Here is a 21,965-nt window from a genome sequence, read left to right as displayed (position 1 = left end):
ACGCGTGCGCGTTCGGTGTCGCGGACGGGCTCAGTCCAGTCCGTGCAGATCGCGCAGGCTGGACTTGCGCGAGGCGAAATATGCGGCGAGGTTGGCGATGTCCTGGTCGCTGAGCTGGGCGGCCTGGGGCGACATCAGCGCTTGTTCGCGGTCGCCGCTGCGGTAGGCCTGCAGCGCGTGGGCCAGGTAGTCGGCATATTGCCCGGCCAGATGCGGATAGGTCGCCGCGATCGGCGCGTTGCCCTCCGCGCCGTGGCAGTCCACGCAGCTCTGGCCGGTGGCCTTGCCCTTCTGCTGGGCGAGCTTCTCCCCGGCGGCGATGTTGCCGGGCGGCAGGCCGGCCGAGGAGGCGCTGCCGTGCTCGCCGCTGGCGTGACCGGGGTCGGCCGCTGCGGTATCGGTGGTCTCGATCTTGCTGCAGGCGCCGAGCGCCAGGGCGGCGAGCAGGGCCAGGGTCAGGCGGGTGGCGTGAACGGCTGTGCGCATGGTCGGCTTATTTGAGGCTGGACAGGTAGGCGGCCAGGTCGGCGATGTCCTGGTTGGAGAAGCTCTGGGCCTGGGCCTGCATCGTCGGATGCTTGCGCTTGCCGGCCTTGTATTCGCTCAGGGCCTGGACCAGGTACTCGGCGGACTGCCCGCCAATCCGGGGCACGTGGAAGTTGGGGTAGGCATTCTTGTAGCCGGTCACCCCGTGGCAGCCCTGGCAGGTGTAGGACAGCTGCTTACCCGTCTCGGCGTTGCCGACCACGGCCGCGGCGGGCTGTGTGGGCGCCGTTGCCGCGGGTTGGGCGGGGGCGGAGGGCGGGGCGTTGGGTTCGGTGGCGTCCTGGCGGGCCTGGCTGGATGCGGTCACGCCGGCGTAGAGCAGGGCGAAACAGGCGGCGAACAACAGCGGTCGCGTCATGTCGTGTTCCGTGATTTGCGCGCGCCCCGTTCCGTCCGCGGCGCTTGGCTGGGCCGAGTATAGCCTGCCGTTCAGGTCGTCCGGCAAGGCCTGCGATCGGCAAAAAAATGACGCGACGCAACAACTTACGCGCGTCGTGGGCGTTCCGGCGCCCATGTCGTGCGGTGACACGAAGTGACACAGGTCACCATGACCTTCGGCGCATGTCGTTCTATAGAACTGGTGATGTAGTTGTCTACAACACCAGTCAAGGTTGACCGCCATGCGCCGCGCCACCCCCTCGCGTTTCCCCGCCCGCACCGGCCTCATGCTCTTGGCCCTGGCCGCGCTGCCGATCCTGTCCGGCTGCGGCAAGGCCGATGGCGCCGATGCCAAACCCGCTGCCGAGGCCAGCAACAAGGACAAGCCGGCCGCCGCCGAGGCGGTGCCGGTCGAGGCGGTCAAGGCCGCCCGGCGTCCGGTGGCGGCGAGCTATTCGGGCACCACCAGCCTGGAGCCGCGTGCCGAATCCCAGGTGGTGGCCAAGACCTCCGGCGTGGCCCTGGCCGTGCTGGTGGAGGAAGGCCAGCAGGTGCATGCCGGGCAGCCGCTGGTGCGGCTGGATGCCGATCGCGCGCGTCTGGCCGTGGCCCAGACCGAGGCCCAGATGCGCAAGCTGGAAGGCAACTACCAGCGCGCGACCAAACTGGTCGCCCAGCAGATGATCAGCGCCAACGACGTGGACCAGCTGCGCTACGACCTGGAGGACATCCGCGCGCAGAACCGCCTCGCCCGTCTGGAACTGTCCTACACCACCGTGACCGCACCGATCTCCGGCGTGGTGGCCTCGCGCTCGATCAAGACCGGCAACTTCGTGCAGATCAATACGCCGATCATCCGTATCATCGATCGCTCGCGCCTGGAAGCCACGCTCAACGTGCCCGAGCGCGAGCTGTCCACCCTGCGTGCCGGCCAGCCGGTGAGCCTGCAGGCCGATGCGCTGCCCGGACAGACCTTCGAAGGCACCGTGGACCGGGTCGCGCCGCTGGTCGATTCGGGCAGCGGTACCTTCCGCGTGGTCTGTGCGTTCGACGGGGAGGGCGATACGCAGCTGCAGGCCGGGATGTTTGGTCGTCTGCGCATCGAATACGACCACCGCGCCGATGCCCTGGTGATTCCGCGCGCGGCGCTGCTGGACGACGGCGACCCGGCGGTCTATCGCGTGCATGACGGCAAGGCGGTGCGCACGGCGGTCGAACCGGGCTACGTGGATGGTGAATGGATCGAAATCCGCAAAGGCCTGAAGGTCGGCGATGCCGTGGTGACCGCCGGCAAGGTCGCCCTGCGCGATGGCAGCGCGGTGACGGTCATCGATGCCCCGCCGCGGCCCCAGGCCGTGGCCATGTCCGGCCAGCGCTGAGGGGATTGCCATGACGGGGAGCGCAGAACACCAGAGCGGTGGCGGGACCGTGGGCCTGGCCGTGCGCCGGCGGGTGACCGTGGCGATGGTCACCGTGACGCTGCTGCTGTTCGGCTTCATCGCCCTACGCAGCCTCAAGGTCAACCTGCTGCCGGACCTGAGCTATCCCACGCTCACCGTGCGCACCGAATACACCGGCGCCGCACCGGCGGAGATCGAGACCCTGCTGTCCGAGCCGGTCGAGGAATCGGTGGGGGTGGTCAAGAACCTGCGCCAGCTCAGCTCGGTCTCGCGCACCGGGCAGAGCGACGTGGTGCTGCAGTTCGCCTGGGGCACCAACATGGACCAGGCCGCGCTGGAGGTCCGCGACAAGCTAGAGGCCCTGCAGCTGCCACTGGAGGCCGCCGCGCCGGTGCTGCTGCGCTTCGACCCGTCCACCGAACCGATCATGCGCCTGGCGCTGTCGGCCAAGGTGCCGGCCGACGACGCGCGCGGCGCCCAGCGTCAGCTGGTGGAACTGCGCCGCTACGCCGACGAGGACCTGAAGAAGAAGCTCGAACCGGTGGACGGCGTGGCCGCGGTCAAGGTCGGTGGCGGCCTGGAGGATGAGATCCAGGTGGACATCGACCAGCAGAAGCTGGCCCAGTTGCACATGCCGCTGTCCACGGTGATCGACCGGCTCAAGGCCGAGAACGTCAATCTGTCAGGGGGCCGCCTGGAACAGGGCAGCCAGCGCTATCTGGTGCGCACGGTCAACCAGTTCGCCGGGGTGGAGGAGATCGGCAACCTGCTGCTGACCACCCACAGCGGTGGCGACAACGCCGCGGCCAACGCGGCCGCGCAGATGGCGGCGATCGCCGCGTCCAGCGGATCGGCCGAAGTGCTGGCGGCGGCGGCTTCGGTACAGAGCGCCTCCGGTAGCGGCACCACGACCGTCGCAGGCGGCATGCCGGTGCGCCTGCGCGACGTGGCCCGTGTCCACCAGGGCTACAAGGAGCGCGAGGCGGTGATCCGCCGCGCCGGGCACGAGGCGGTGGAACTGGCCATCTACAAGGAAGGCGATGCCAATACCGTAGCCACCGCCAAGGCGCTGCGCGGCCGGCTGGAACGCCTGAAGGCGCAGCTGCCAGGCGACATGGCGCTGGACACGCTGGACGATCAGTCCACCTTCATCGAACACGCCATCGGCGAGGTCAAGCGCGATGCGGTGATCGGCGGCCTGCTGGCGGTGCTGGTGATCTTCCTGTTCCTGCGCGATGGCTGGAGCACCTTCGTAATTGGCCTGTCGCTGCCGGTTTCGATCGTGGCGACGTTCTTCTTCATGGACCGGCTGGGGCTGAGCCTCAACGTGATGTCGCTGGGCGGCCTGGCCCTGGCCACCGGCCTGGTGGTGGACGACTCCATCGTGGTGCTGGAGAGCATCGCCAAGGCGCGCGAGCGCGGCCTGGGCATCGTGCAGGCCGCCATCGTCGGCACCCGCGAGGTCAGCATGGCCGTGGTGGCCTCGACGCTGACCACGATCGCCGTGTTCCTACCGCTGGTGTTCGTCGAGGGCATCGCCGGCCAGCTGTTCCGCGATCAGGCGCTGACCGTGGCCATCGCGATCGCGATCTCGCTGGTGGTCGCCATGACCCTGATCCCCATGCTGAGTTCGCTGCGCGGGCAGGCGCCGCTGGGTTTCGCGCCGGAGCCGCCGCATCCGCACTGGGCACCGCAGGCCCGCTGGCAGAAGCCGCTGGCCCTGGGCGGGCGCGGTCTGGGGGCCGCGATCCGCGGCCTGGTGTTCGCCATCGCTTGGCTGGTGGTCAAGGCGTGTCGCGGCGTGGTCCGCGTGATCGGGCCGGTGATGCGCCGCCTGAGCGACTGGACGATGAAACCCTACGCTTGGCTGGAGCGCGGTTATCTGCGCACCCTGCCAGCCGCGTTGGCGCACCCGTGGCGCGTGCTCGGCTTGGCCGCGCTGGCCCTGGCCGGCACCGCCGCGCTGGTGCCGACGCTGGGCACGGACCTGATCCCGCAGCTGGCCCAGGATCGCTTCGAAATGACGGTCAAGCTGCCGCCGGGCACGCCGCTGCGCGACACCGATGCGGTGCTGCGCACCCTGCAGGAGCGCCATGCCAAGGACGAGGGCGTGGCGGCGATCTTCGGCGTGAGCGGCAGCGGCACGCGCCTGGATGCCAATCCGACCGAGAGTGGCGAGAACATCGGCAAGCTCACCGTGGTGATGGCCGGCGGAGGTAGCCCGCAGCTGGAAGCGCGCGAGACCGCCGCGTTGCGTGCCTCGATGCAGGCCTGGCCTGGCGCGCAGGTCGACTTCGCCCGCCCGGCACTGTTCAGCCTGTCCACGCCGCTGGAAGTGGAGTTGCGCGGCCAGGATCTGGCCACGCTGGATCAGGCCGGCCAGCGCCTGGCCCAGCTGCTGCGCGGCAACGCGCACTACACCGATGTGCGCTCCTCGGCCGAGCAGGGCTTCCCCGAGATCCAGATCCATTTCGACCAGGAGCGCGCTGGCGCCCTGGGCTTGACCACGCGCCAGGTGGCCGACGCGGTGGTGCAGAAGGTGCGCGGCGAGGTGGCCACGCGCTACAGCTTCCGTGATCGCAAGATTGACGTGCTGGTGCGCGCGCAGCCGTCCGACCGTGCCTCGGTGGCCGATGTGCGCAAGCTGGTGGTCAATCCGTCCAGCAGCCGACCGGTGACGCTGGACGCGGTGGCCGACGTGGTCGCCACCGTCGGGCCCAGCGAGATCCATCGTGCCGACCAGGGTCGGGTGGCGATCGTCTCGGCGGGGCTGGATGGCATCGACCTGGGCACGGCCGTGCGCGAGGTCCGCGCGCTGGTGGCCGCGCATCCGCTGGGCGCGGGCGTGTCAATGCACATCGGCGGGCAGGGCGAGGAACTGGGCGATTCGGTGCGCTCGCTGCTGTTTGCCTTCGGCCTGGCGGTGTTCCTGGTGTACCTGGTGATGGCCTCGCAGTTCGAGTCGCTGCTGCATCCCTTCGTCATCCTGTTCACCATTCCTCTGGCGCTGGTGGGCGCGGTGCTGGCGCTGAAGCTCAGCGGCTCGCCGGTGTCGGTGGTGGTGTTCATCGGCCTGATCCTGCTGGTCGGCCTGGTGACCAAGAACGCCATCATCCTGATCGATTCGGTCAACCAGCTGCGGGCTGGCGGCATGGACAAGGTGCAGGCGTTGGTCGAAGGCGCGCGTTCGCGCCTGCGCCCCATCGTCATGACCACGCTGTGCACGCTGTTGGGTTTCCTGCCGCTGGCGCTGGCCTCCGGCGAAGGCGCCGAGGTGCGCGCACCGATGGCGATCACCGTGATCGGCGGCCTGCTGGTGTCCACGCTGCTGACCCTGCTGGTGATCCCGGTGGTCTACGACTTGCTGGACCGGCGTCCCGCGTTGCGCGCCGCGCACGCGGAGGGTGAAGTGGTCGAGGGGGCCCGCGCATGAGCATCGCCGCGCTGTCCATCCGCCGCCCGGTGACCACGGTGATGTGCTTCGTCTCGCTGCTGGTGGTCGGCACGATCGCCGCCATCCGCCTGCCGTTGGAGGCCTTTCCCGACATCTCCGCGCCCTTCCTGTTCGTGCAACTGCCATATCCGGGCTCCACGCCGGAGGAAGTCGAGCGCAACGTGCTGCGTCCGGCCGAAGAGGCCGTGGCGATCATGCCGGGGATCAAACGCCTGCGCGGCACGGCCACCGCCGATGGGGCGAACCTGTTCATCGAGTTCTCCGACTGGGATCGGGACATCGCCATCGCCGCTTCCGATGCGCGCGAGCGCATCGATGCCATCCGCAGCGAGCTGCCAGACGACCTGACCCGCTATTCGGTGTTCAAGTGGTCCAGCGGCGACCAGCCGATCCTGCGCGTGCGCCTGGCCGGCGACCGCGACATGACCAACGCCTACGACATGATCGACCGCGAGTTCAAACGCCGGCTCGAGCGCATCCCAGGCGTGGCACGGGTGGAGATTTCCGGTGCGGCGCCCAACGAGGTCGAGGTCGCCATTGCGCCGGATCGCCTGACCGCGCATGGACTGAATCTCAACGACCTCACCACGCGGTTGAAGGCCGCCAATTTCTCCATCTCCGCAGGTCAGATCGACGACCACGGCCAGCGCCTGCGCGTGCAGCCGATGGGAGAGGTGGCCGACCTGCAGCAGTTGCGTGAACTGGTGATCGGTGACCACGGCCTGCGCCTGGGCGATGTGGCCCAGGTGCAGCTGAAGCCCTCGCGCATGGACTACGGGCGCCGGCTGGACGGCAAGCCCGCCGTGGGCATGGACATCTACAAGGAGCGCAGCGCCAACCTGGTACAGGTCTCGCGCGATGCGCTGGCCGAGGTCGAGGCGATCCGCGCCCAGCCGCAGCTGCGCGACGTGCAGGTCAAGATCATGGAGAACCAGGGCGACAACGTGACCTCCTCGCTGCTGGAACTGGCCGAGGCCGGCGCGATCGGCCTGGTGCTGTCCATCGCGGTGCTGTTCTTCTTCCTGCGCCACTGGCCCTCGACCCTGATGGTGACCCTGGCGATCCCGATCTGCTTCGTGATCACCCTGGGTTTCATGTACTTCGCCGGGGTCACGCTCAACATCCTGACCATGATGGGCCTGCTGCTGGCCGTGGGCATGCTGGTGGACAACGCGGTGGTGGTGGTCGAAAGCATCTTCCAGGAGCGCGAAAAGATGCCTGGTGAACCGGTCAAGGCCGCACTGCTGGGCACCAAGCATGTCGCCATCGCGCTGTCGGCCGGCACGCTGTGCCACTGCATCGTGTTCGTGCCCAACCTGTTCGGCGAGATCAACCAGATCAGCATCTTCATGGCGCAGATCGCGGTGACGATCTCGGTCTCGCTGCTGGCCTCCTGGCTGGTGGCGATCAGCCTGATCCCGATGCTGGCCGCGCGCATGAAGACCCCGCCCCAGTTGCAGTCGCATCGTGGCCTGATCCCGTGGATGCAGCGTCATTACGCCCGTGGACTGCGCTGGTCGTTGGCCCATCGCGGCTGGAGCGTGCTGGGCATCGTGCTGATCGTGGCGGCCAGCGTCGTGCCGATGGTGCGAACGCAGATGGATATGTTCGGCGGGGGTTCGGCCGGGGAGACCCGGGTCATGTACCAGTTCCATGGTTCCTACACCCGCGACCAGATGTCCGCCGAGGTTGCTCGTGCCGAGCAGGTGCTCGAGGGCCAGCGCAAGGCGATGGGCATCGAGCAGATCTATTCGTGGTTCAGCGAATCGGAGGGCGCCTCGACCATGGTGACCTTCGACACCAAGGATCCGGAGGAAACCCGGCGCCGGGTCGAAGCGCTGCGCAAGCTGATGCCGCGTTCGGCCCGGGCCGACATCGTGCTGGGCGATGGCAACGGTAACAATGGCAAGGGCGGCAACAGCGTGCAGGTCCAGCTCACCGGCGATTCGACCGGCATGCTGCGCGAGATCGCACGCGATGTGGTGCCGGCCCTGGCGCGGCGGCCGGAGCTGCGCGACGTGCGCGTGGATGCCGGTGACCAGAGCAGCGAGCTGAAGGTCCGTGTGGATCGTGAGCGTGCGGCGGCCTTCGGGTTCTCGGCGCAGGACGTCGCCAGCTTCGTCAACATCGCCCTGCGTGGCGGCCAATTGCGCGAGCTGCGTCGTGGCGAGACCGAAGTGCCGGTGACGGTGCGCTTCGCCGGTGCCGAGCAGTCGACCATCGCCGATCTGGAAGGCTTCACGGTGCGGGCCAAGGACGGGCGCAGCGTGCCGCTGATGTCGATGGTGAGCGTGGATCAGTCGCCGTCACCGTCGCAGATCTCGCGCTTCAATCGCCAGACCACGCTGACCATCACCGCCAACCTGGCCGAGCAGGTGCCCGCCCCGAAGGGACGCGAAGCGATGGAGGAGGCACTCAAGGCGATGAGCTTCCCGCCTGGGTATCACTACACCTTTGACGGAGGCGATTACCAGGACGATGGCGAGGCCATGCAGCAGATGCTGTTCAACATGGTCATCGCCCTGTTGATGATCTACCTGGTGATGGCAGCGGTGTTCGAGTCGCTGCTGTTCCCGGCGGCGATCATGTCCGGGGTGGTGTTCTCGATCTTCGGCGTGTTTTGGCTGTTCTGGGTCACCGGCACCACGTTCGGCATCATGTCCTTCATTGGGATCCTGGTGCTGATGGGCGTGGTGGTGAACAACGGGATCGTGATGATCGAACACATCAACACCCTGCGCCGCAGTGGCCTGAGCCGTACCGAGGCCCTGGTGGAGGGCAGTCGAGAGCGCCTGCGTCCGATCATGATGACGATGGGCACGGCGATCCTGGCGATGGTCCCCATTGCACTGGGCGGGACCCAGATGGGCGGCGACGGCCCGCCGTATTTCCCGATGGCGCGCGCCATTGCCGGTGGGCTGGCGTTCTCGACCGTGGTCAGCCTGCTGTTCCTGCCGACGATCTACGCGATCCTGGACGATCTCAGCGCTGGTATGGCCCGCCTGGTGCGCCGCGCGCGCGGCGTGCCGACGGAACTGGCGACCGGCGCAGCCTGAGGCTGACGCCGATCGGGAGGCCAGGCCTCAGCCCAGCAGCTTGCGGGCGACCAGCGCGCCGGTGGTCCAGAAGCCGATGATGCTGCCCAGGTTGGTCAGCAAAAAGGTCAGCACGACGCGGCAGACGCGATTGCGGTACCAGCCCTTGAGCGTCTGCGCATCGTCGCGCAACGCCAGGAAATCCCCGTAGGCCGGCTTACGCAGGTGCACTTCCACCAGTGCACTGAACGCGCCGGCCGGCAGGCCCGGGCGAAAGGGCTTGAGCGGGGCGGCGATGATCGCCGCCAGGATGCTGAAGGGGTGTCCGCCAGCGGCCAGGCAGCCCAGTCCGGCCAGGCCACCGGTCAGGACCAGCCACTGCAGCAGCAGGGTGCTGCCCACCTTCAGGCCGCCGCTGTAGAAGCCCCATGCGATGCCGCCCAGCACCAGCACGCTGAGCAGGATCATGATCCACGGCAGCTTGCGCTTGGCCTGCACGAACTCCAGCTCGCTGCGCACGGTGGCCGGATCGGCCTGGTCCTCGACCAGATGCCTGGCCAGGCCTTGCAGGTGGCCGGCCCCGACCACGGCCAGGACCTCGCGGGCGTTTCCGGCGTCTTCGCGCAGGCGCGCGGCCATGTAGCGGTCGCGTTCGGCGATGACTGCCTCGTACAGGGCCGGGCTCTCCTTGGCGAACTCGCCGAAGCTGGCTTCCAGCATGTCGCCTTGCTTGAGCTGCTCGATCTCCTCCTCGCCGACCTCCTCGGAGGCGAACAGGCCGCCCAGCAGCCCGGTCCCGAGCTTGAGCTTGCCGAAGAAGCCCAGCCCGGCCGAGGCGCGCTTGAAGGTCAGCCCGACCTCGCGATCGATCAGGTGCACCGCCAACCCGCGCTCGCGGGCGGAGGCGACGGCCTGTTTGAGTTCGGCGCCGGGCTCGATGCCCAACTGCTCGGCCAGCCGCCGCTGGTAGGCGGCCAGGGCCAGGTTGGCGGCGAATAGGGCCACGCGGCCCTTGCGGATGACCTGCACCAGATCCAGTTTGGCCAGCGCGTCCGGATCGCTCAGGGCCTGCAGCCGCTGGGTGTCCAGCTCGACCGCGACGGCGTCGTAGGCGCCGGTTTCGATGGCCCGCTGCACGGCGTCGACGCTGGCCTTGGACACGTGCGCGGTGCCCAGCAGGGTATAGCGCACGCCATCGCGCTCGACCACGCGCATGGGCTGTTCGACAGCCTCCTCGGTTGCGGACGCGGCGGGCAGGGTTGGGGAATCGGAGTCGGTCATGGATTACTCGTCGAAAGGTGCGCCAGCGTCGCCGTCACCCAGCGCCCGCTGCATCTGTAGCGTATCGAGCCAGCGGCCGTGCTTGCGGCCGATGCCCTGGAAGGTGCCCACGACACGGAAGCCGGCGCGGGTGTGCAGGCGGACCGAGGCCGCATTGGCCGCCTCGCCGATGACCGCGATCATCTGCCGGAAGCCGCGCGCGGTGCAGGCTTCGATCAGCGCCTCCAGCAGCAACGCGCCCACGCCCTGGCCGTGACAGTCAGCGTCTACGTAGACCGTGTTCTCCACGGTGAACCGGTAGGCATGCCGGGCGCGATAGCTGCTGGCGTAGGCATAGCCGACAACGCGGCCGTCCAGTTCCGCCACCAGGTAGGGGTAGCCCTGGTCGAGCAGCGCTTGCATGCGGCGCTGCATTTCGGCTGCGTCCGGCGGGTCATATTCATAGGTCGCCACGCTACTGCTGACCTGTGCGCCATAGATCGCCGTGATGGCGGGGATGTCGTCGGCGCGCACCGGCCGGATTCGAGGCGGCGTGCTCATGCGCACTGCGCTTTTGCCGGCATCAGTCGATGTAGCGCTTGGTGAGGTCGCCATAGGCGTCGATGCGGCGGTCGCGCAGGAACGGCCAGATCCGCCGCACGTGCTCGCTGCGCTTCAGGTCGACCTCGACGCTGAGGATCTCGGCGGTGCCGCCGGCCTCGGCCAGGAACTCACCCTGCGGCCCCAGCACGTGGCTGTTGCCCCAGAAGTCGATCCCTGATGCGCCCAGCGGCGAAGTTTCGTGGCCGACACGGTTGCAGCTGAGCACCGGCAGGCCATTGGCCACGGCGTGGCCGCGGTGGCTCAGCACCCAGGCATCGCGCTGACGCTGCTTCTCGTCCTGTGCGTCGTCCGGGTCCCAGCCGATCGCGGTCGGGTAGAGCAGCAGGTCGGCACCGGCCAGCGCCATCAGGCGCGCGCCTTCCGGATACCACTGGTCCCAGCACACCAGCACGCCCAGGCGGCCGACCGAGGTATCGATCGGCTTGAAGCCAAGGTCGCCCGGAGTGAAGTAGAACTTCTCGTAGAAGCCCGGGTCGTCCGGGATGTGCATCTTGCGGTACTTGCCAGCGACCGACCCGTCGGCTTCAAAGACCACGGCGGTGTTGTGATAAAGCCCCGCGGCGCGGCGTTCGAACAACGAGCTCACCAGCACGACCTTGTGCTGCCTGGCCAGTTCGGCCAGGCGCGTGGTGCTGGGGCCCGGGATGGGCTCGGCCAGGTCGAATTCGTGCACCGACTCGTGCTGGCAGAAGTACGCGCCGTTGTGCAGCTCCTGCAGCAGCACCAGCTTGGCGCCGCGTTTGGCCGCCTCGGCCACGCGTTGCTCGATCACCGTCAGGTTGGCGTCGGCGTCGCCCTGGTTCTTTTCCTGGATCAGGGCAACGGGGAGTCGGTCAGGCGTCATGTCGGGACTGCGCGGTAACAGGGGAGCGGAGGATGGTAACGCGGTTGCATCGCAGGCCCGGCAGGCGTGTCGCCATGAGCACCGCATGGGAGCGACTTGGCGCCCTCATTAGAACGCCGGCGCCGAAGCACGGCACTTGGAACGCTGCGCAAGCCGAAAGTTCAGAGCGCCAGCAGGCCCTCGGGTAGCTGCATGGTCACGCAATGCAGGCTGCCGTTCTGCCAGATCAGGGCACGGCAGGGGATCTGCACGATTTCCCGCCCCGGATAGGCCTGGGCCAGCACGGCGGCGGCGGGGCCGTCGGCCGGATCGCCATAGGCCGGCATTAGCACCGCCCCGTTGAGGATCAGGTAGTTCGCGTAGCTGGCCGCCAGCCGGCGGCCGCCGTCCAGGACCGGCTGGGCCCAGGGCAGCGGATACAACTTGTACGGCTTCCCCTCGGCGGTGCGCAGGGCGGCAAGCTCGGCACCCATCGCCTGCAGCTCGTCGTGATGCGCGTCGGTGGCATCGTCGCAAGCCTGGTAGACGATGGCATCGTCTGGCGCCAGGCGGGCCAGGGTGTCGATGTGGGCATCGGTGTCGTCGCCTTCCAGGTAGCCGTGGTCCAGCCAGAGCACGCGGTCCTGCTGCAAGGTGTGCTTCAAGGTGTCCGACAGCGAGGCGCGCGAAGCCTCGGGGTGGCGTTCATGCAGGCAACGCCAGGTCGTGAGCAGGGTGCCGTGTCCATCGGTCTCGATGGCGCCGCCTTCCAGGGCGAAATCGACGCTCTGGACCGAGGCGTCGCGGAAGACGCCAGCGCCAGACAGCGCGCCGACCAGCAGGTCGTCGAGCGAGGCTTCGTATTTGCCGCCCCAGCCGGTGAAGCGGAAGTCCATGAGCCTGAAGCCGTCCTCGCCACGCAGGCTGATCGGACCGGAGTCGCGCAGCCAGGTGTCGTTGTAGGGCGCCTCGACGAAATGCACCCGTGCCATGTCCACACGCGCCGAACGCAGGCGCGCCTCGGCATAGATCTGCAGGTCGGCGTCGGCCACGCAGATCACCACGGGCTGGAACCGGGTGATCCCGGCGACCAGCGCGATGTAGGTCTCTTCGACCTGTTCCAGGCGTTCGGCCCAGTCGGTGCCGGCGTGCGGCCACGCGATCAGGATCGCGGACTGGGGCTCCCACTCCGCGGGGAAACGGACATTGCTCATCGTGTGTTCCATGGGCTGGGCCGGGACGGGTCACCGGCACTCAGGTTGAAAATCCTGCCTGACAACGGCGGTCAGTGCAGGCGGCGCGGTCCTTTCAGCATCGCGCCGGCATGTTTCAGCGGATCGGCGGCTTGGGCCCGATCTCGTCGGGGCTGGCCTTGTTGGCCACCACGTCGATCACCTTGTTCTTTTCGAAGTAGACGGTGAACTCCGGGTACACCCAGCGGTTGATCGTGGGCCACTGGCGCTTCTGGCCACCGCGCGGATCCAGGCGTTGCTGCGGTACGCCGTACTTGGCCTGGACCTGGGCGCCGGTCAAGCCGCGCACGGGCAGGTTGGAAGCCGGTTCGTGAACCCGGTCGATCAGCAGCGTCTCGGCGGACACCGTTGCGCTCAATCCAGCCAGGGCGATCAGGGACAGCAGGGACAGACAATGCTTCATGGCTCACGGGCTCCCCAGTTGAGACGGCCTTTATAGCAGACCCCGGGCAACAAAAAACCGCCCGGGCGGGCGGCTCTCTGCGTGCCTCGCGGCGCCAGTCAATCAGCGCTGGCGGGCCTTGAAACGCGGGTTGGACTTGCAGATCACGAAGACCTTGCCACGACGGCGGACCACCTTGCAGTCGCGGTGACGGGCCTTCGCCGACTTCAGGGAGGACAGGACCTTCATGACGTAAAACCTCGGCGTGGAATGGGATGGAACGTACTAAGCCCGCCATTCTAGCGGGTGTTTCCGTTCCCGTTCAAGTGGTTGGGCGAATTTTTTCGACTGTACATCGCCAGCTGCCGGCGCGGGCCAGGCGCTTCGTCCATAATTTCATGCTTCTCCCCGCCCAAGGAAGCCTTTGCAATGACCGACGCCATTCCCGTGCTCACGATCGATGGCCCCTCTGGGGCGGGCAAGGGGACGGTCAGTCGCCTGGTGGCCACGCGCCTGGGCTGGCATTACCTCGATTCTGGTGCGCTATACCGCGCAGTGGGCGTGGCCGCCAGTTGGGCCGACCTGGATCTGTCCGATGCCGCGGCGCTGGTGCGCTGCACCTTCGACACCCGGGTCTCGTTTCGTGAACAGGTCGGGGCCGACATGCGGGTCTTGGTCAACGAGGTCGACGCGACCGACGAGTTGCGCCTGGAAACCACCGGAACGGTGGCCTCGGCGATCGCCGCCATCCCGGAAGTCCGATCGGCGCTGAAAGAGCGCCAGCGGGCGTTTCGGGTCGCGCCCGGCCTGGTGGCGGACGGCCGGGACATGGGCACGGTCATCTTCCCGGATGCCTCTTTCAAGGTCTTTCTGACCGCCAGCGCGGAGGAGCGTGCGGAGCGGCGCTATAAGCAGTTGAAAGACAAGGGGGTTTCGGTGACAATTGACGGTCTGCTGCGCGAGATCCTCGCGCGCGACGCTCGCGATGCCCAACGTACGGTGGCGCCGCTGCGGCCGGCCGAAGACGCCGTCCTCATCGACACCACCGGGCTTGGCATCGAGGCCGTCGTCGAGCGGGTGCTGGCCCTGGTGCCTGCTTCCGCCGCCTGAAGCGCTCGTGCGGCAGATCCCGTGCCACGTCGCGGCCGTCCTTGGTCGCCGTGGTGTTCTTTCAAACCAACCAACACACGGTAGCCGTCACGGTGCCGCAAAAGGGTGGACAGGGGCAAGGCCGGCTTTCTCCGGTCGCCACCTGTCTGTGTGTCCAACCGAGTAATCAACAATGACCGAATCATTTGCAGAACTGTTTGAGCAGAGCCAGAACCATCTGGCCAAGCTGAAGCCCGGCGCCATCGTGGTCGGCACCGTGGTCGAGGTGCGCAACGACGTGGTGGTGATCAACGCCGGCCTGAAGTCCGAAGGCATCGTGCCGATCGAACAGTTCCGTAACGACGCCGGCGAGATCGACGTGGGTGTGGGCGACCAGGTGAAGGTCGCGCTCGACTCGCTCGAGAATGGCTTTGGCGAAACCGTCCTGTCGCGCGAGAAGGCCAAGCGCGCCATGGTGTGGGACGAGCTGGAAGAAGCCCTGGAGAAGAACGAGACCATCACCGGCCGCATCAGCGGCAAGGTCAAGGGCGGCTTCACCGTCGACATCAAGGACGTCCGCGCGTTCCTGCCCGGTTCGCTGGTCGATGTGCGCCCGGTGCGCGATCCCGGCTACCTGGAAGGCAAGGAGCTGGAGTTCAAGCTCATCAAGCTGGACCGCAAGCGCAACAACGTCGTGGTCTCCCGTCGTGCCGTCGTCGAGTCCGAGCACTCCGAGGAGCGCGAGGCCCTGATGGACAAGCTGCAGGAAGGCGTGGTGCTGAAGGGTGTGGTCAAGAACCTCACCGACTACGGCGCGTTCGTCGACCTGGGTGGCATCGACGGCCTGCTGCACATCACCGACATGGCCTGGAAGCGCGTGCGCCATCCGTCCGAGGTGGTGGAAGTCGGCCAGGAGCTGGAAGTGCGCGTGCTCAAGTACGACCGCGAGCGCAACCGCGTCAGCCTGGGCCTCAAGCAGCTGGGCGAGGATCCGTGGGACAACATCTCGCGTCGCTATCCGTCCAACAGCCGCGTGTTCGGCAAGGTCTCCAACGTCACCGATTACGGCGCGTTCGTGGAGATCGAGCCGGGCGTCGAGGGCCTGGTGCACGTGTCCGAGATGGACTGGACCAACAAGAACGTCAACCCGTCCAAGGTCGTGCAGGTCGGTGACGAGGTCGAGGTCATGGTCCTGGACGTGGACGAAGAGCGTCGCCGCATCTCGCTGGGCATGAAGCAGGTCGCTGCCAATCCGTGGGAGACCTTCGCGGCCATCCACAAGAAGGGCGACAAGGTGTCCGGCCAGATCAAGTCGATCACCGACTTCGGCATCTTCATCGGCCTGGACGGCGGCATCGACGGCCTGATCCACCTGTCGGACATCAGCTGGAACACCACTGGCGAAGACATCGTGCGCAACTTCAAGAAGGGCGACAACCTGGACGCAGTCGTCCTGGCCGTCGATCCGGAGCGCGAGCGCATCAGCCTGGGCGTCAAGCAGCTGGAGCAGGATCCGTTCGGCCAGTACATGGCCGCCAATCCGAAGGGCTCCAAGGTCGAAGGCGTGGTCAAGGAAGTCGACGCCAAGGGCGCGACGATCGAACTGGCCGATGGTGTCGAGGGCTATGTGATGGCCCGCGATATTTCCTACGACCGCGTGGACGACGCCAGCCAGCACCTGAAGGTCGGGCAGACGATCGAAGCCAAGTTCATGGGCATGGATCGCAAGGGCCGCAGCCTGCAGCTGTCGATCAAGGCCAAGGACGAGGCGGAGACCGCCGAAGCCCTGGCTGAGTACAACAAGACCACGGCCGAAGCGTCTACCGGTACCACCAGCCTGGGTGCGCTGCTGCGCGCGCAGCTGGACGGCGGCAAGTCCGAGTAAGCCTGTTGCATGAGTGAAGCCCCGCCGGCCCGGATCCCGGGCCGGCGGTGGTCATGTCCAGATGTTTCGCGCATAGCAGCCGATGACGAAATCCGAACTGATCGAGATCCTGACCCGCAGGCAGCCACACCTGAAGCCGGACGACGTCGACCTTGCGGTCAAGTCGTTGCTGGAAATGATGGGGGGCGCCTTGACCCGCGGCGAACGCATCGAGATCCGCGGTTTCGGCAGTTTTTCCCTGCACTATCGTCCGCCGCGCATGGGTCGCAACCCGAAGACCGGTGATCCGGTTGCGTTGCCGGCCAAGCACGTGCCGCATTTCAAGCCAGGCAAGGAGCTGCGCGAGCGCGTCAGCACCGTGTCTCCGATCGAAGAGATCGGCGGCGATTGAGCTGCCGCTTCGGTCCACGTCGCGCAGCGTCGCGACCCTGATCCAACGTCCCGTCGTGTCCGCCTCGGCTAAGCTAGGCGCCTACGCCCCTGGAGGGACTCCATGAACATCATCCGCCTGATCATCGCCCTGGTCTTTCTGGCCGTTGGGCTTGTCGTGGGCATCCTCAATACGCAGCCGATCAAGCTCAACCTGCTGTTTACCCAGATCCAGACCGGCTCGGGCGCGGCGATCATCGTGTCGCTGCTGAGCGGAGTCTGCATCGGTGCATTGATCGTCCTGGCCACCGTGGCCTGGCCGCTCTACGCACGCCTGCGCAAGGCCGGCCGGGCGACGCCAATAGCTGCAGAAGCGCCTGTCCAGACCACATCCAACGTGCCACCAAAGTCGGGAATCTGACCGAATGGATTTTCTCAACCAGTGGTTCTGGTTCGTCCTGTTCGTGCCGCTGGCCGCGCTGGTCGGCTGGGTAATCGGCCGACGCGGTGGTCAACGGCACAACGTGACTCAGGTCAGCCATCTGTCCAGCACATACTTTCGTGGCCTCAACTACCTGCTCAACGAGCAGCCGGACAAGGCGATCGAACTATTCCTGCATATCGCCGAGCTGGACAAGGAAACCTTCGAAACCCAAGTCGCCCTGGGCCATCTGTTCCGCCGGCGTGGGGAGGTGGATCGTGCGATCCGCCTGCACCAGGGGTTGGTGCAGCGCAGTGACCTGACCGACCAACAGCGCGTCCAGGCCCTGCTGGCACTCGGCGAGGACTACATGCGTTCGGGCCTGCTCGACCGCGCCGAGACCGTGTTCACCGATCTGGCCAGGATCGACCAGCGTGCCCCGCAGGCGCTGCGGCACCTGATCGGCATCTACCAAGCCGAGCGCGACTGGGAAAAGGCCATCGATAACGCCACCCGCTTCGAGGAAGTCACCGGTGAGCCGATGGGCAAGCTGGTCGCGCAATTCGAGTGCGAACTGGCCGAGCGCTACCGCACCGCCAACGCGATCGATTCTGCGCGTGAAGCGATCGCCCGCGCCTATCAGGCAGATGCCAAGTCCGTTCGTGCCGGCATCCTTGAAGGACGGCTGGAGGCCGAATCCGGACATGCCGAGTTGGCCATCCGTGCGTTCGAGCGCGCCGCCCGGCACGACCCCGACTACCTGCCCGAAATCCTGCCAGGGCTGCTGGCCAGCTACGAGAAGGTCGGCGATGTTTCTGGCGCGCGTGCCTTCCTGTCCGAAATGTGCGAGCACTACCGGGGCATCGCGCCCGTGCTGGCGCTAACCCGCCTGGTGCAAACGCACGATGGACTCCATGAGGCGCGGGTCTACCTTGCCCGGCAGCTGAAGGATCGGCCGTCCGTGCGCGGCGAGGCGGCGCTGATCGAGCTGACGCTGTCCGAAGGCAGCGATGCTTCGGCAACGCTGCACGATCTCAAGCACATCACCGACCAACTCCTGGTGCGTAACCCGAGCTATCGCTGCACGCGCTGCGGCTTCGGCGCGCGGACCCATCATTGGCAGTGCCCCAGCTGCAAGGAATGGGGAACGGTCAAGCCGCTGTTGAACTACGCCGTCGTCTGATGTCCGACCTGGCGTTGGGCTATGTGGTGTGCGCGTTGGCTTCGGCTGGCCTGACCTGGATCACGCGGCAATACGCCCTGCGGCGCGGCATGATCGATGCGCCTGGCGCAAGGCGCAGTCATGTGGTGCCCACGCCACGCGGCGGCGGGTTGGCCATTGTGCTGGTGGTGTTGGGCGCGTGCTGCGCAGCTGGCCTGATATGGCCCGCGCATCGCCCCGCGCTCGTGCTGTTTGTGGTGGGCTTGGCTCTGGTCTCCGGCATTGGGTGGGTGGACGATCATCGCGCCCTCTCGCCGTGGCCACGACTCCTGGTGCATGTGCTGGCCGGCGCGCTACTGGGAGCGGGCCTTTGCTTGGAGGGTCTGGCGTGGTGGCAGGCCATCGCTGGAGCCATGTTGTGCGTGGCGCTGGTCAACATCTGGAATTTCATGGATGGCATCAACGGCCTTGTCGCGAGCCAAGCCTTGATTGGAAGCCTTGGTTTCGCCTGGGTGCTGGTGGCGCCATGGTCCTGGCTGGCGACTTGCTTCTGCGCTGCGCTCGTCGGTTTCCTGCCGTTCAACTTCCCGGGGGCACGCATTTTCCTGGGTGACGTCGGCAGCGGGGCGCTCGGCTACACGCTGGCCGGGCTGGCGGCCATGGCCATGGCGCAAAACCCCGGTTCGCCTTGTCTGGTACTGCTGCCACTAGGCGTGTGCTGCATTGACGCTGGCTTCACGCTTGCTCGTCGTGTACTGGCGCGCGAAGCGTGGTGGCGTCCGCATACCACGCACGCCTATCAACATGCCGCCCGACGCTGGGGGCACTCGCCGGTAACCCTTGCTTGTGCAGCCCTGACCGCGACCGCTACGATGCTGATGGTAATGACCTGGGGCAGCGATATCGTGCTGGCGACAGGGGTTGTAGTCGTGTTCCACGTGCTGGCTTCCTCACTGTGGTGGCTGCAGCTGGCCCGGGACTTCCCCACGGATGAGGAACACTAAATGAAGTATTGGCGTACGCGCCTTTCGGTCACGCTTCCTCGCGTGGCTATTGTCTGCCACGACCTGATCATGGTCTGGCTGTGCTGGCATGGGCTGCACTGGCTCCGTTATGCCATGGTGCAGGGGGCACCAGCGCTGCCGTGGTGGTCGGCTGAGTCCGTGATCGTCCTGGTGGCCCAAGGGTTGGTGTTTTGGCGCGTGGGCCTGTATCGCGGTCTGTGGCGTTTTGCGAGCGTTCCGGACCTGGGCAATATCTTCAAGGCCGGCCTGATCGGCTTGCTCGCCATCGCGATGGGACTGGTGATCTATAACCGGATTGACGCGGTTTCGCGTGCGGCGTTGGTGCTGTATCCGTTCGCCCTGGTCGGCATGCTCGGTGTTCCGCGACTGCTGTACCGCGCCTGGAAGGATAATCAGACGCGCGATGCGGTGGAGGTCGGGGCCAAGCGCGTCCTGGTGTTGGGGGCCGGCCGTGCGGCCGAGGCGCTGCTTCGGGACCTGCGCCGCAGCGGTGCCTGGGAGCCGGTTGGCGTGCTCGACGATGCCGAACGGCTGCATGGGACAAAGCTGCGGGACGTGCCCGTCCTGGGGGCGCTTGCGGATGCCCCCGTCATCGCGCGCGAAACCGCCGCGCGGTTGATCGTGATCGCCATTCCCTCGCTGGATGCCACGGCGATGCAGCGGGTGGTCTCCATCTGCGAAGCCACCGGGTTGCCGTTCCGGACGGTTCCACGACTGGTGGACATTCTGGAAGGCCGCTCCCTGCCGGGCGAGCTCAAGGAAGTCGCCATCGACGATCTGCTCGGGCGCAAGCCGGTCACGCCAGACTGGAAATTGATCCGCGGCTGGCTGGGCGGACGGACCGTGCTCGTGACGGGTGCGGGCGGTTCGATCGGGTCGGAGTTGTGTCGCCAGTGCGCCCGGCACGGCGCCCAGCGCATTGCGCTGATGGAAATCAGCGAACTGGCCTTGATCAAGTCGCATGAGGCGCTGTTGCGCGCCTTTCCGGATATCGAGGTGATTCCCTTCCTCGGGAACTGTGGCGATCCGGCTGCGATCGCCCATGCGTTGCGGGTCGTCCAGCCCGATGCGGTCTTCCATGCCGCCGCCTACAAGCATGTGCCCTTGCTGGAAGGTCAGTTGCGCGAGGCCGTACGCAACAACGTGCTGGTCACCGAAACCATGGCCCGTGCCTGCCGCGATGCCAAGGTCGGTACCTTCGTCTTCATCTCCACCGACAAGGCCGTGGATCCGGCGAACGTCCTGGGCGCGAGCAAGCGTCTTGCTGAGATGGCGTGCCAGAGCCTGGACGATCGGGACGGTACGCGCTTCACGACCGTGCGCTTCGGCAATGTGCTCGACTCAGCCGGATCGGTCGTGCCGTTGTTCCGCGAGCAGATCCGCGCAGGCGGCCCGGTCACGGTGACCCACCCGGAAGTCACGCGCTATTTCATGACCATCCCGGAGGCCTGCCAGTTGATCGTGCAGGCCGCCGCGAGCGCGGCCCATGCGTCCATCTACACGCTGGACATGGGCGAGCCGATTCCGATCCGGGTACTCGCCGAACAGATGATCCGCCTGGCTGGCAAGCATCCGGGCCGCGACATCGCCATCACCTACACCGGTTTGCGGCCCGGTGAGAAGCTGCACGAAACCCTGTTCCACGCCGAGGAACTCTACCGCCCCACGGCCCATTCGAAGATCCTGGAGGCCCGTGCACGGGCCGTCTCTCCGGAGGCCGTCACACGTACGTTGCACGCGTTGCGTCAGGCTGTTGCGGATTACGACGACCAAACGATCAGCGATCTGTTGCATACCGCCGTGCCGGAGTTCATCCGCGCACAGGATCATGAACTCGTCGATACCGTTGTTCCATTCCCATCCAGAGAGGCCAGGACCCACCGATGACCCAACGTATCCGCAAGGCAGTCTTTCCCGTCGCAGGCCTTGGCACCCGCTTCCTGCCGGCAACCAAGACCGTGCCGAAGGAAATGCTGCCGATCATCGACCGGCCGTTGATCCAATACGCCGTCGATGAAGCCGTTGAAGCGGGTTGCGACACCCTGATCTTCGTCACCAATCGATACAAGCATGCGATCGGCGATTATTTCGACAAGGCCTATGAGCTGGAAGACAAGCTCGAGGCGTCCGGAAAGCTCGAGTTGCTTGAAAAGGTCCGCAATCCCTTGCCGAAGGGCGTACGGGCGATCTTTGTCACCCAGAACGAGGCGCTCGGCCTCGGCCACGCCGTGTTGTGCGCCAAGTCCATCGTGGGCGAGGAGCCGTTTGCGGTGATGCTGCCCGACGATCTGATCGTCAATCGCGACGGGGACGGCTCGCTCAAGCAGATGGCCGACGCCCACGAGAGCACCGGCGCCAGCCAGATCGCCGTGCAGGATGTGGATCCGGACAAGACGGCCAGCTATGGCATCGTCGACACCGATGCATTCGACGGTCGCAGTGGCAAGATCAACGCCATGGTCGAGAAGCCGCAGCCAGCCGATGCGCCGAGCAACCTCGGCGTCGTGGGGCGTTATGTCCTCGATGGCAGCATCTTCAAACTGCTTGAAGAGACCAAGCCGGGTGCCGGCGGAGAAATCCAGCTGACCGACGCCATCGCCGCCCTGCTCAAGCAGAAGCCGGTCCACGCCTACCGCTTCAAGGGCACCCGCTTCGACTGCGGCGCGCACATCGGCTTGGTCGAAGCCACCATCCATTACGCGTTGCACAGCGAGAAGATCGGTGAGGCCGCGGCCGAAGCCATGCGCAACGCCCTGAAGGAGCTGGGTGTGCGCGAATCGCAATAGCGGTTTCGCATTGCCTAGAGCGTAAAACAAAGGCGGCCATCGGCCGCCTTTGTTTTTGGTCAGGATGCGCCGG

General features: G+C 66.7%; 18 protein-coding genes and 1 pseudogene. 11 read left to right on the top strand and 8 right to left on the bottom strand.

Annotation, left to right across the window (positions count from 1 at the left end; translation table 11 throughout):
• Positions 1–30: 30 nt before the first annotated feature.
• Positions 31–486: a c-type cytochrome gene (locus PJ250_RS18030; RefSeq protein WP_271645992.1), complete on the bottom strand. Its 456-nt coding sequence runs from the start codon at positions 484–486 to the stop codon at positions 31–33.
• A 7-nt stretch (positions 487–493) separates the two neighbouring features.
• The gene (locus PJ250_RS18025) at positions 494–904 is read right to left on the bottom strand and encodes a c-type cytochrome (RefSeq protein WP_271645991.1); all 411 of its coding nucleotides are present in this window, start codon (positions 902–904) and stop codon (positions 494–496) included.
• 307 nt (positions 905–1,211) lie between these two features.
• On the opposite strand from PJ250_RS18025, the gene PJ250_RS18020 reads away from it, so the two are divergent.
• The 3 genes and pseudogenes from PJ250_RS18020 to PJ250_RS18010 all read left to right on the top strand — a co-directional run bounded on the left by PJ250_RS18020 (position 1,212) and on the right by PJ250_RS18010 (position 8,834).
• Entirely contained in the window at positions 1,212–2,303 is a 1,092-nt protein-coding gene (locus tag PJ250_RS18020) for an efflux RND transporter periplasmic adaptor subunit (protein WP_271648696.1), read from the top strand.
• 10 nt (positions 2,304–2,313) lie between these two features.
• Positions 2,314–5,700, top strand: a pseudogene (locus PJ250_RS18015) (efflux RND transporter permease subunit); the annotation flags it as partial.
• Between the two features lie 53 nt (positions 5,701–5,753).
• The gene (locus PJ250_RS18010) at positions 5,754–8,834 is read left to right on the top strand and encodes an efflux RND transporter permease subunit (protein WP_271645989.1); all 3,081 of its coding nucleotides are present in this window, start codon (positions 5,754–5,756) and stop codon (positions 8,832–8,834) included.
• Between the two features lie 27 nt (positions 8,835–8,861).
• Here PJ250_RS18010 and PJ250_RS18005 read toward each other — a convergent pair whose 3' ends face one another.
• The 6 genes from PJ250_RS18005 to ykgO all read right to left on the bottom strand — a co-directional run bounded on the left by PJ250_RS18005 (position 8,862) and on the right by ykgO (position 13,404).
• Positions 8,862–10,094 carry a TraB/GumN family protein gene (locus PJ250_RS18005; RefSeq protein WP_271645988.1) on the bottom strand — a complete coding sequence of 411 codons (1,233 nt, stop codon included), beginning with the start codon at positions 10,092–10,094 and terminating at the stop codon, positions 8,862–8,864.
• Positions 10,095–10,097: 3 nt separating this feature from the next.
• Entirely contained in the window at positions 10,098–10,634 is a 537-nt protein-coding gene (locus PJ250_RS18000) for a GNAT family N-acetyltransferase (protein ID WP_271645987.1), read from the bottom strand.
• 22 nt (positions 10,635–10,656) lie between these two features.
• Positions 10,657–11,541 carry a carbon-nitrogen hydrolase gene (locus PJ250_RS17995; protein WP_271645986.1) on the bottom strand — a complete coding sequence of 295 codons (885 nt, stop codon included), beginning with the start codon at positions 11,539–11,541 and terminating at the stop codon, positions 10,657–10,659.
• A gap of 161 nt (positions 11,542–11,702) precedes the next feature.
• Positions 11,703–12,746 (bottom strand): agmatine deiminase family protein, encoded by a 1,044-nt coding sequence (locus PJ250_RS17990; RefSeq protein WP_271645985.1) that lies wholly within the window; start codon positions 12,744–12,746, stop codon positions 11,703–11,705.
• Positions 12,747–12,849: 103 nt separating this feature from the next.
• On the bottom strand, positions 12,850–13,176 hold the full coding sequence (locus PJ250_RS17985; protein ID WP_271645984.1) for a hypothetical protein: 327 nt from the start codon (positions 13,174–13,176) through the stop codon (positions 12,850–12,852).
• A gap of 102 nt (positions 13,177–13,278) precedes the next feature.
• A complete protein-coding gene (gene ykgO, locus PJ250_RS17980) occupies positions 13,279–13,404 on the bottom strand; it encodes a type B 50S ribosomal protein L36 (RefSeq protein WP_010342887.1) in 126 nt (41 codons plus the stop codon).
• A gap of 180 nt (positions 13,405–13,584) precedes the next feature.
• Here ykgO and cmk point away from each other — a divergent pair, with 180 nt between their 5' ends.
• The 8 genes from cmk to galU all read left to right on the top strand — a co-directional run bounded on the left by cmk (position 13,585) and on the right by galU (position 21,892).
• A complete protein-coding gene (cmk, locus tag PJ250_RS17975; protein ID WP_271645978.1) occupies positions 13,585–14,265 on the top strand; it encodes a (d)CMP kinase in 681 nt (226 codons plus the stop codon).
• 172 nt (positions 14,266–14,437) lie between these two features.
• The gene (gene rpsA, locus PJ250_RS17970; RefSeq protein ID WP_271645976.1) at positions 14,438–16,129 is read left to right on the top strand and encodes a 30S ribosomal protein S1; all 1,692 of its coding nucleotides are present in this window, start codon (positions 14,438–14,440) and stop codon (positions 16,127–16,129) included.
• Positions 16,130–16,211: 82 nt separating this feature from the next.
• The gene (locus PJ250_RS17965; RefSeq protein WP_271645975.1) at positions 16,212–16,520 is read left to right on the top strand and encodes an integration host factor subunit beta; all 309 of its coding nucleotides are present in this window, start codon (positions 16,212–16,214) and stop codon (positions 16,518–16,520) included.
• 102 nt (positions 16,521–16,622) lie between these two features.
• Positions 16,623–16,919: a lipopolysaccharide assembly protein LapA domain-containing protein gene (locus tag PJ250_RS17960; RefSeq protein ID WP_271645974.1), complete on the top strand. Its 297-nt coding sequence runs from the start codon at positions 16,623–16,625 to the stop codon at positions 16,917–16,919.
• A gap of 4 nt (positions 16,920–16,923) precedes the next feature.
• Complete coding sequence (lapB, locus tag PJ250_RS17955; protein ID WP_271645973.1) at positions 16,924–18,102, top strand: lipopolysaccharide assembly protein LapB; 1,179 nt, start codon at positions 16,924–16,926, stop codon at positions 18,100–18,102.
• Complete coding sequence (locus PJ250_RS17950; protein ID WP_271645972.1) at positions 18,102–19,085, top strand: MraY family glycosyltransferase; 984 nt, start codon at positions 18,102–18,104, stop codon at positions 19,083–19,085. The genes lapB and PJ250_RS17950 overlap by 1 nt, the downstream gene beginning before the upstream one ends.
• Positions 19,086–20,993 carry a polysaccharide biosynthesis protein gene (locus PJ250_RS17945; RefSeq protein ID WP_271645971.1) on the top strand — a complete coding sequence of 636 codons (1,908 nt, stop codon included), beginning with the start codon at positions 19,086–19,088 and terminating at the stop codon, positions 20,991–20,993.
• Positions 20,990–21,892: a UTP--glucose-1-phosphate uridylyltransferase GalU gene (gene galU / locus PJ250_RS17940; RefSeq protein ID WP_271645970.1), complete on the top strand. Its 903-nt coding sequence runs from the start codon at positions 20,990–20,992 to the stop codon at positions 21,890–21,892. Before PJ250_RS17945 ends, galU begins: the two co-directional genes overlap by 4 nt.
• The last annotated feature ends 73 nt before the right edge of the window (positions 21,893–21,965 follow it).

Origin of the sequence: Pseudoxanthomonas sp. JBR18 (genome assembly GCF_028198165.1) — a bacterium.
Taxonomy (GTDB): domain Bacteria; phylum Pseudomonadota; class Gammaproteobacteria; order Xanthomonadales; family Xanthomonadaceae; genus Pseudoxanthomonas_A.
The sequence above is the reverse complement of the archived record's forward strand: the minus strand, read 5'-3'. Positions and strand labels throughout refer to the sequence as shown.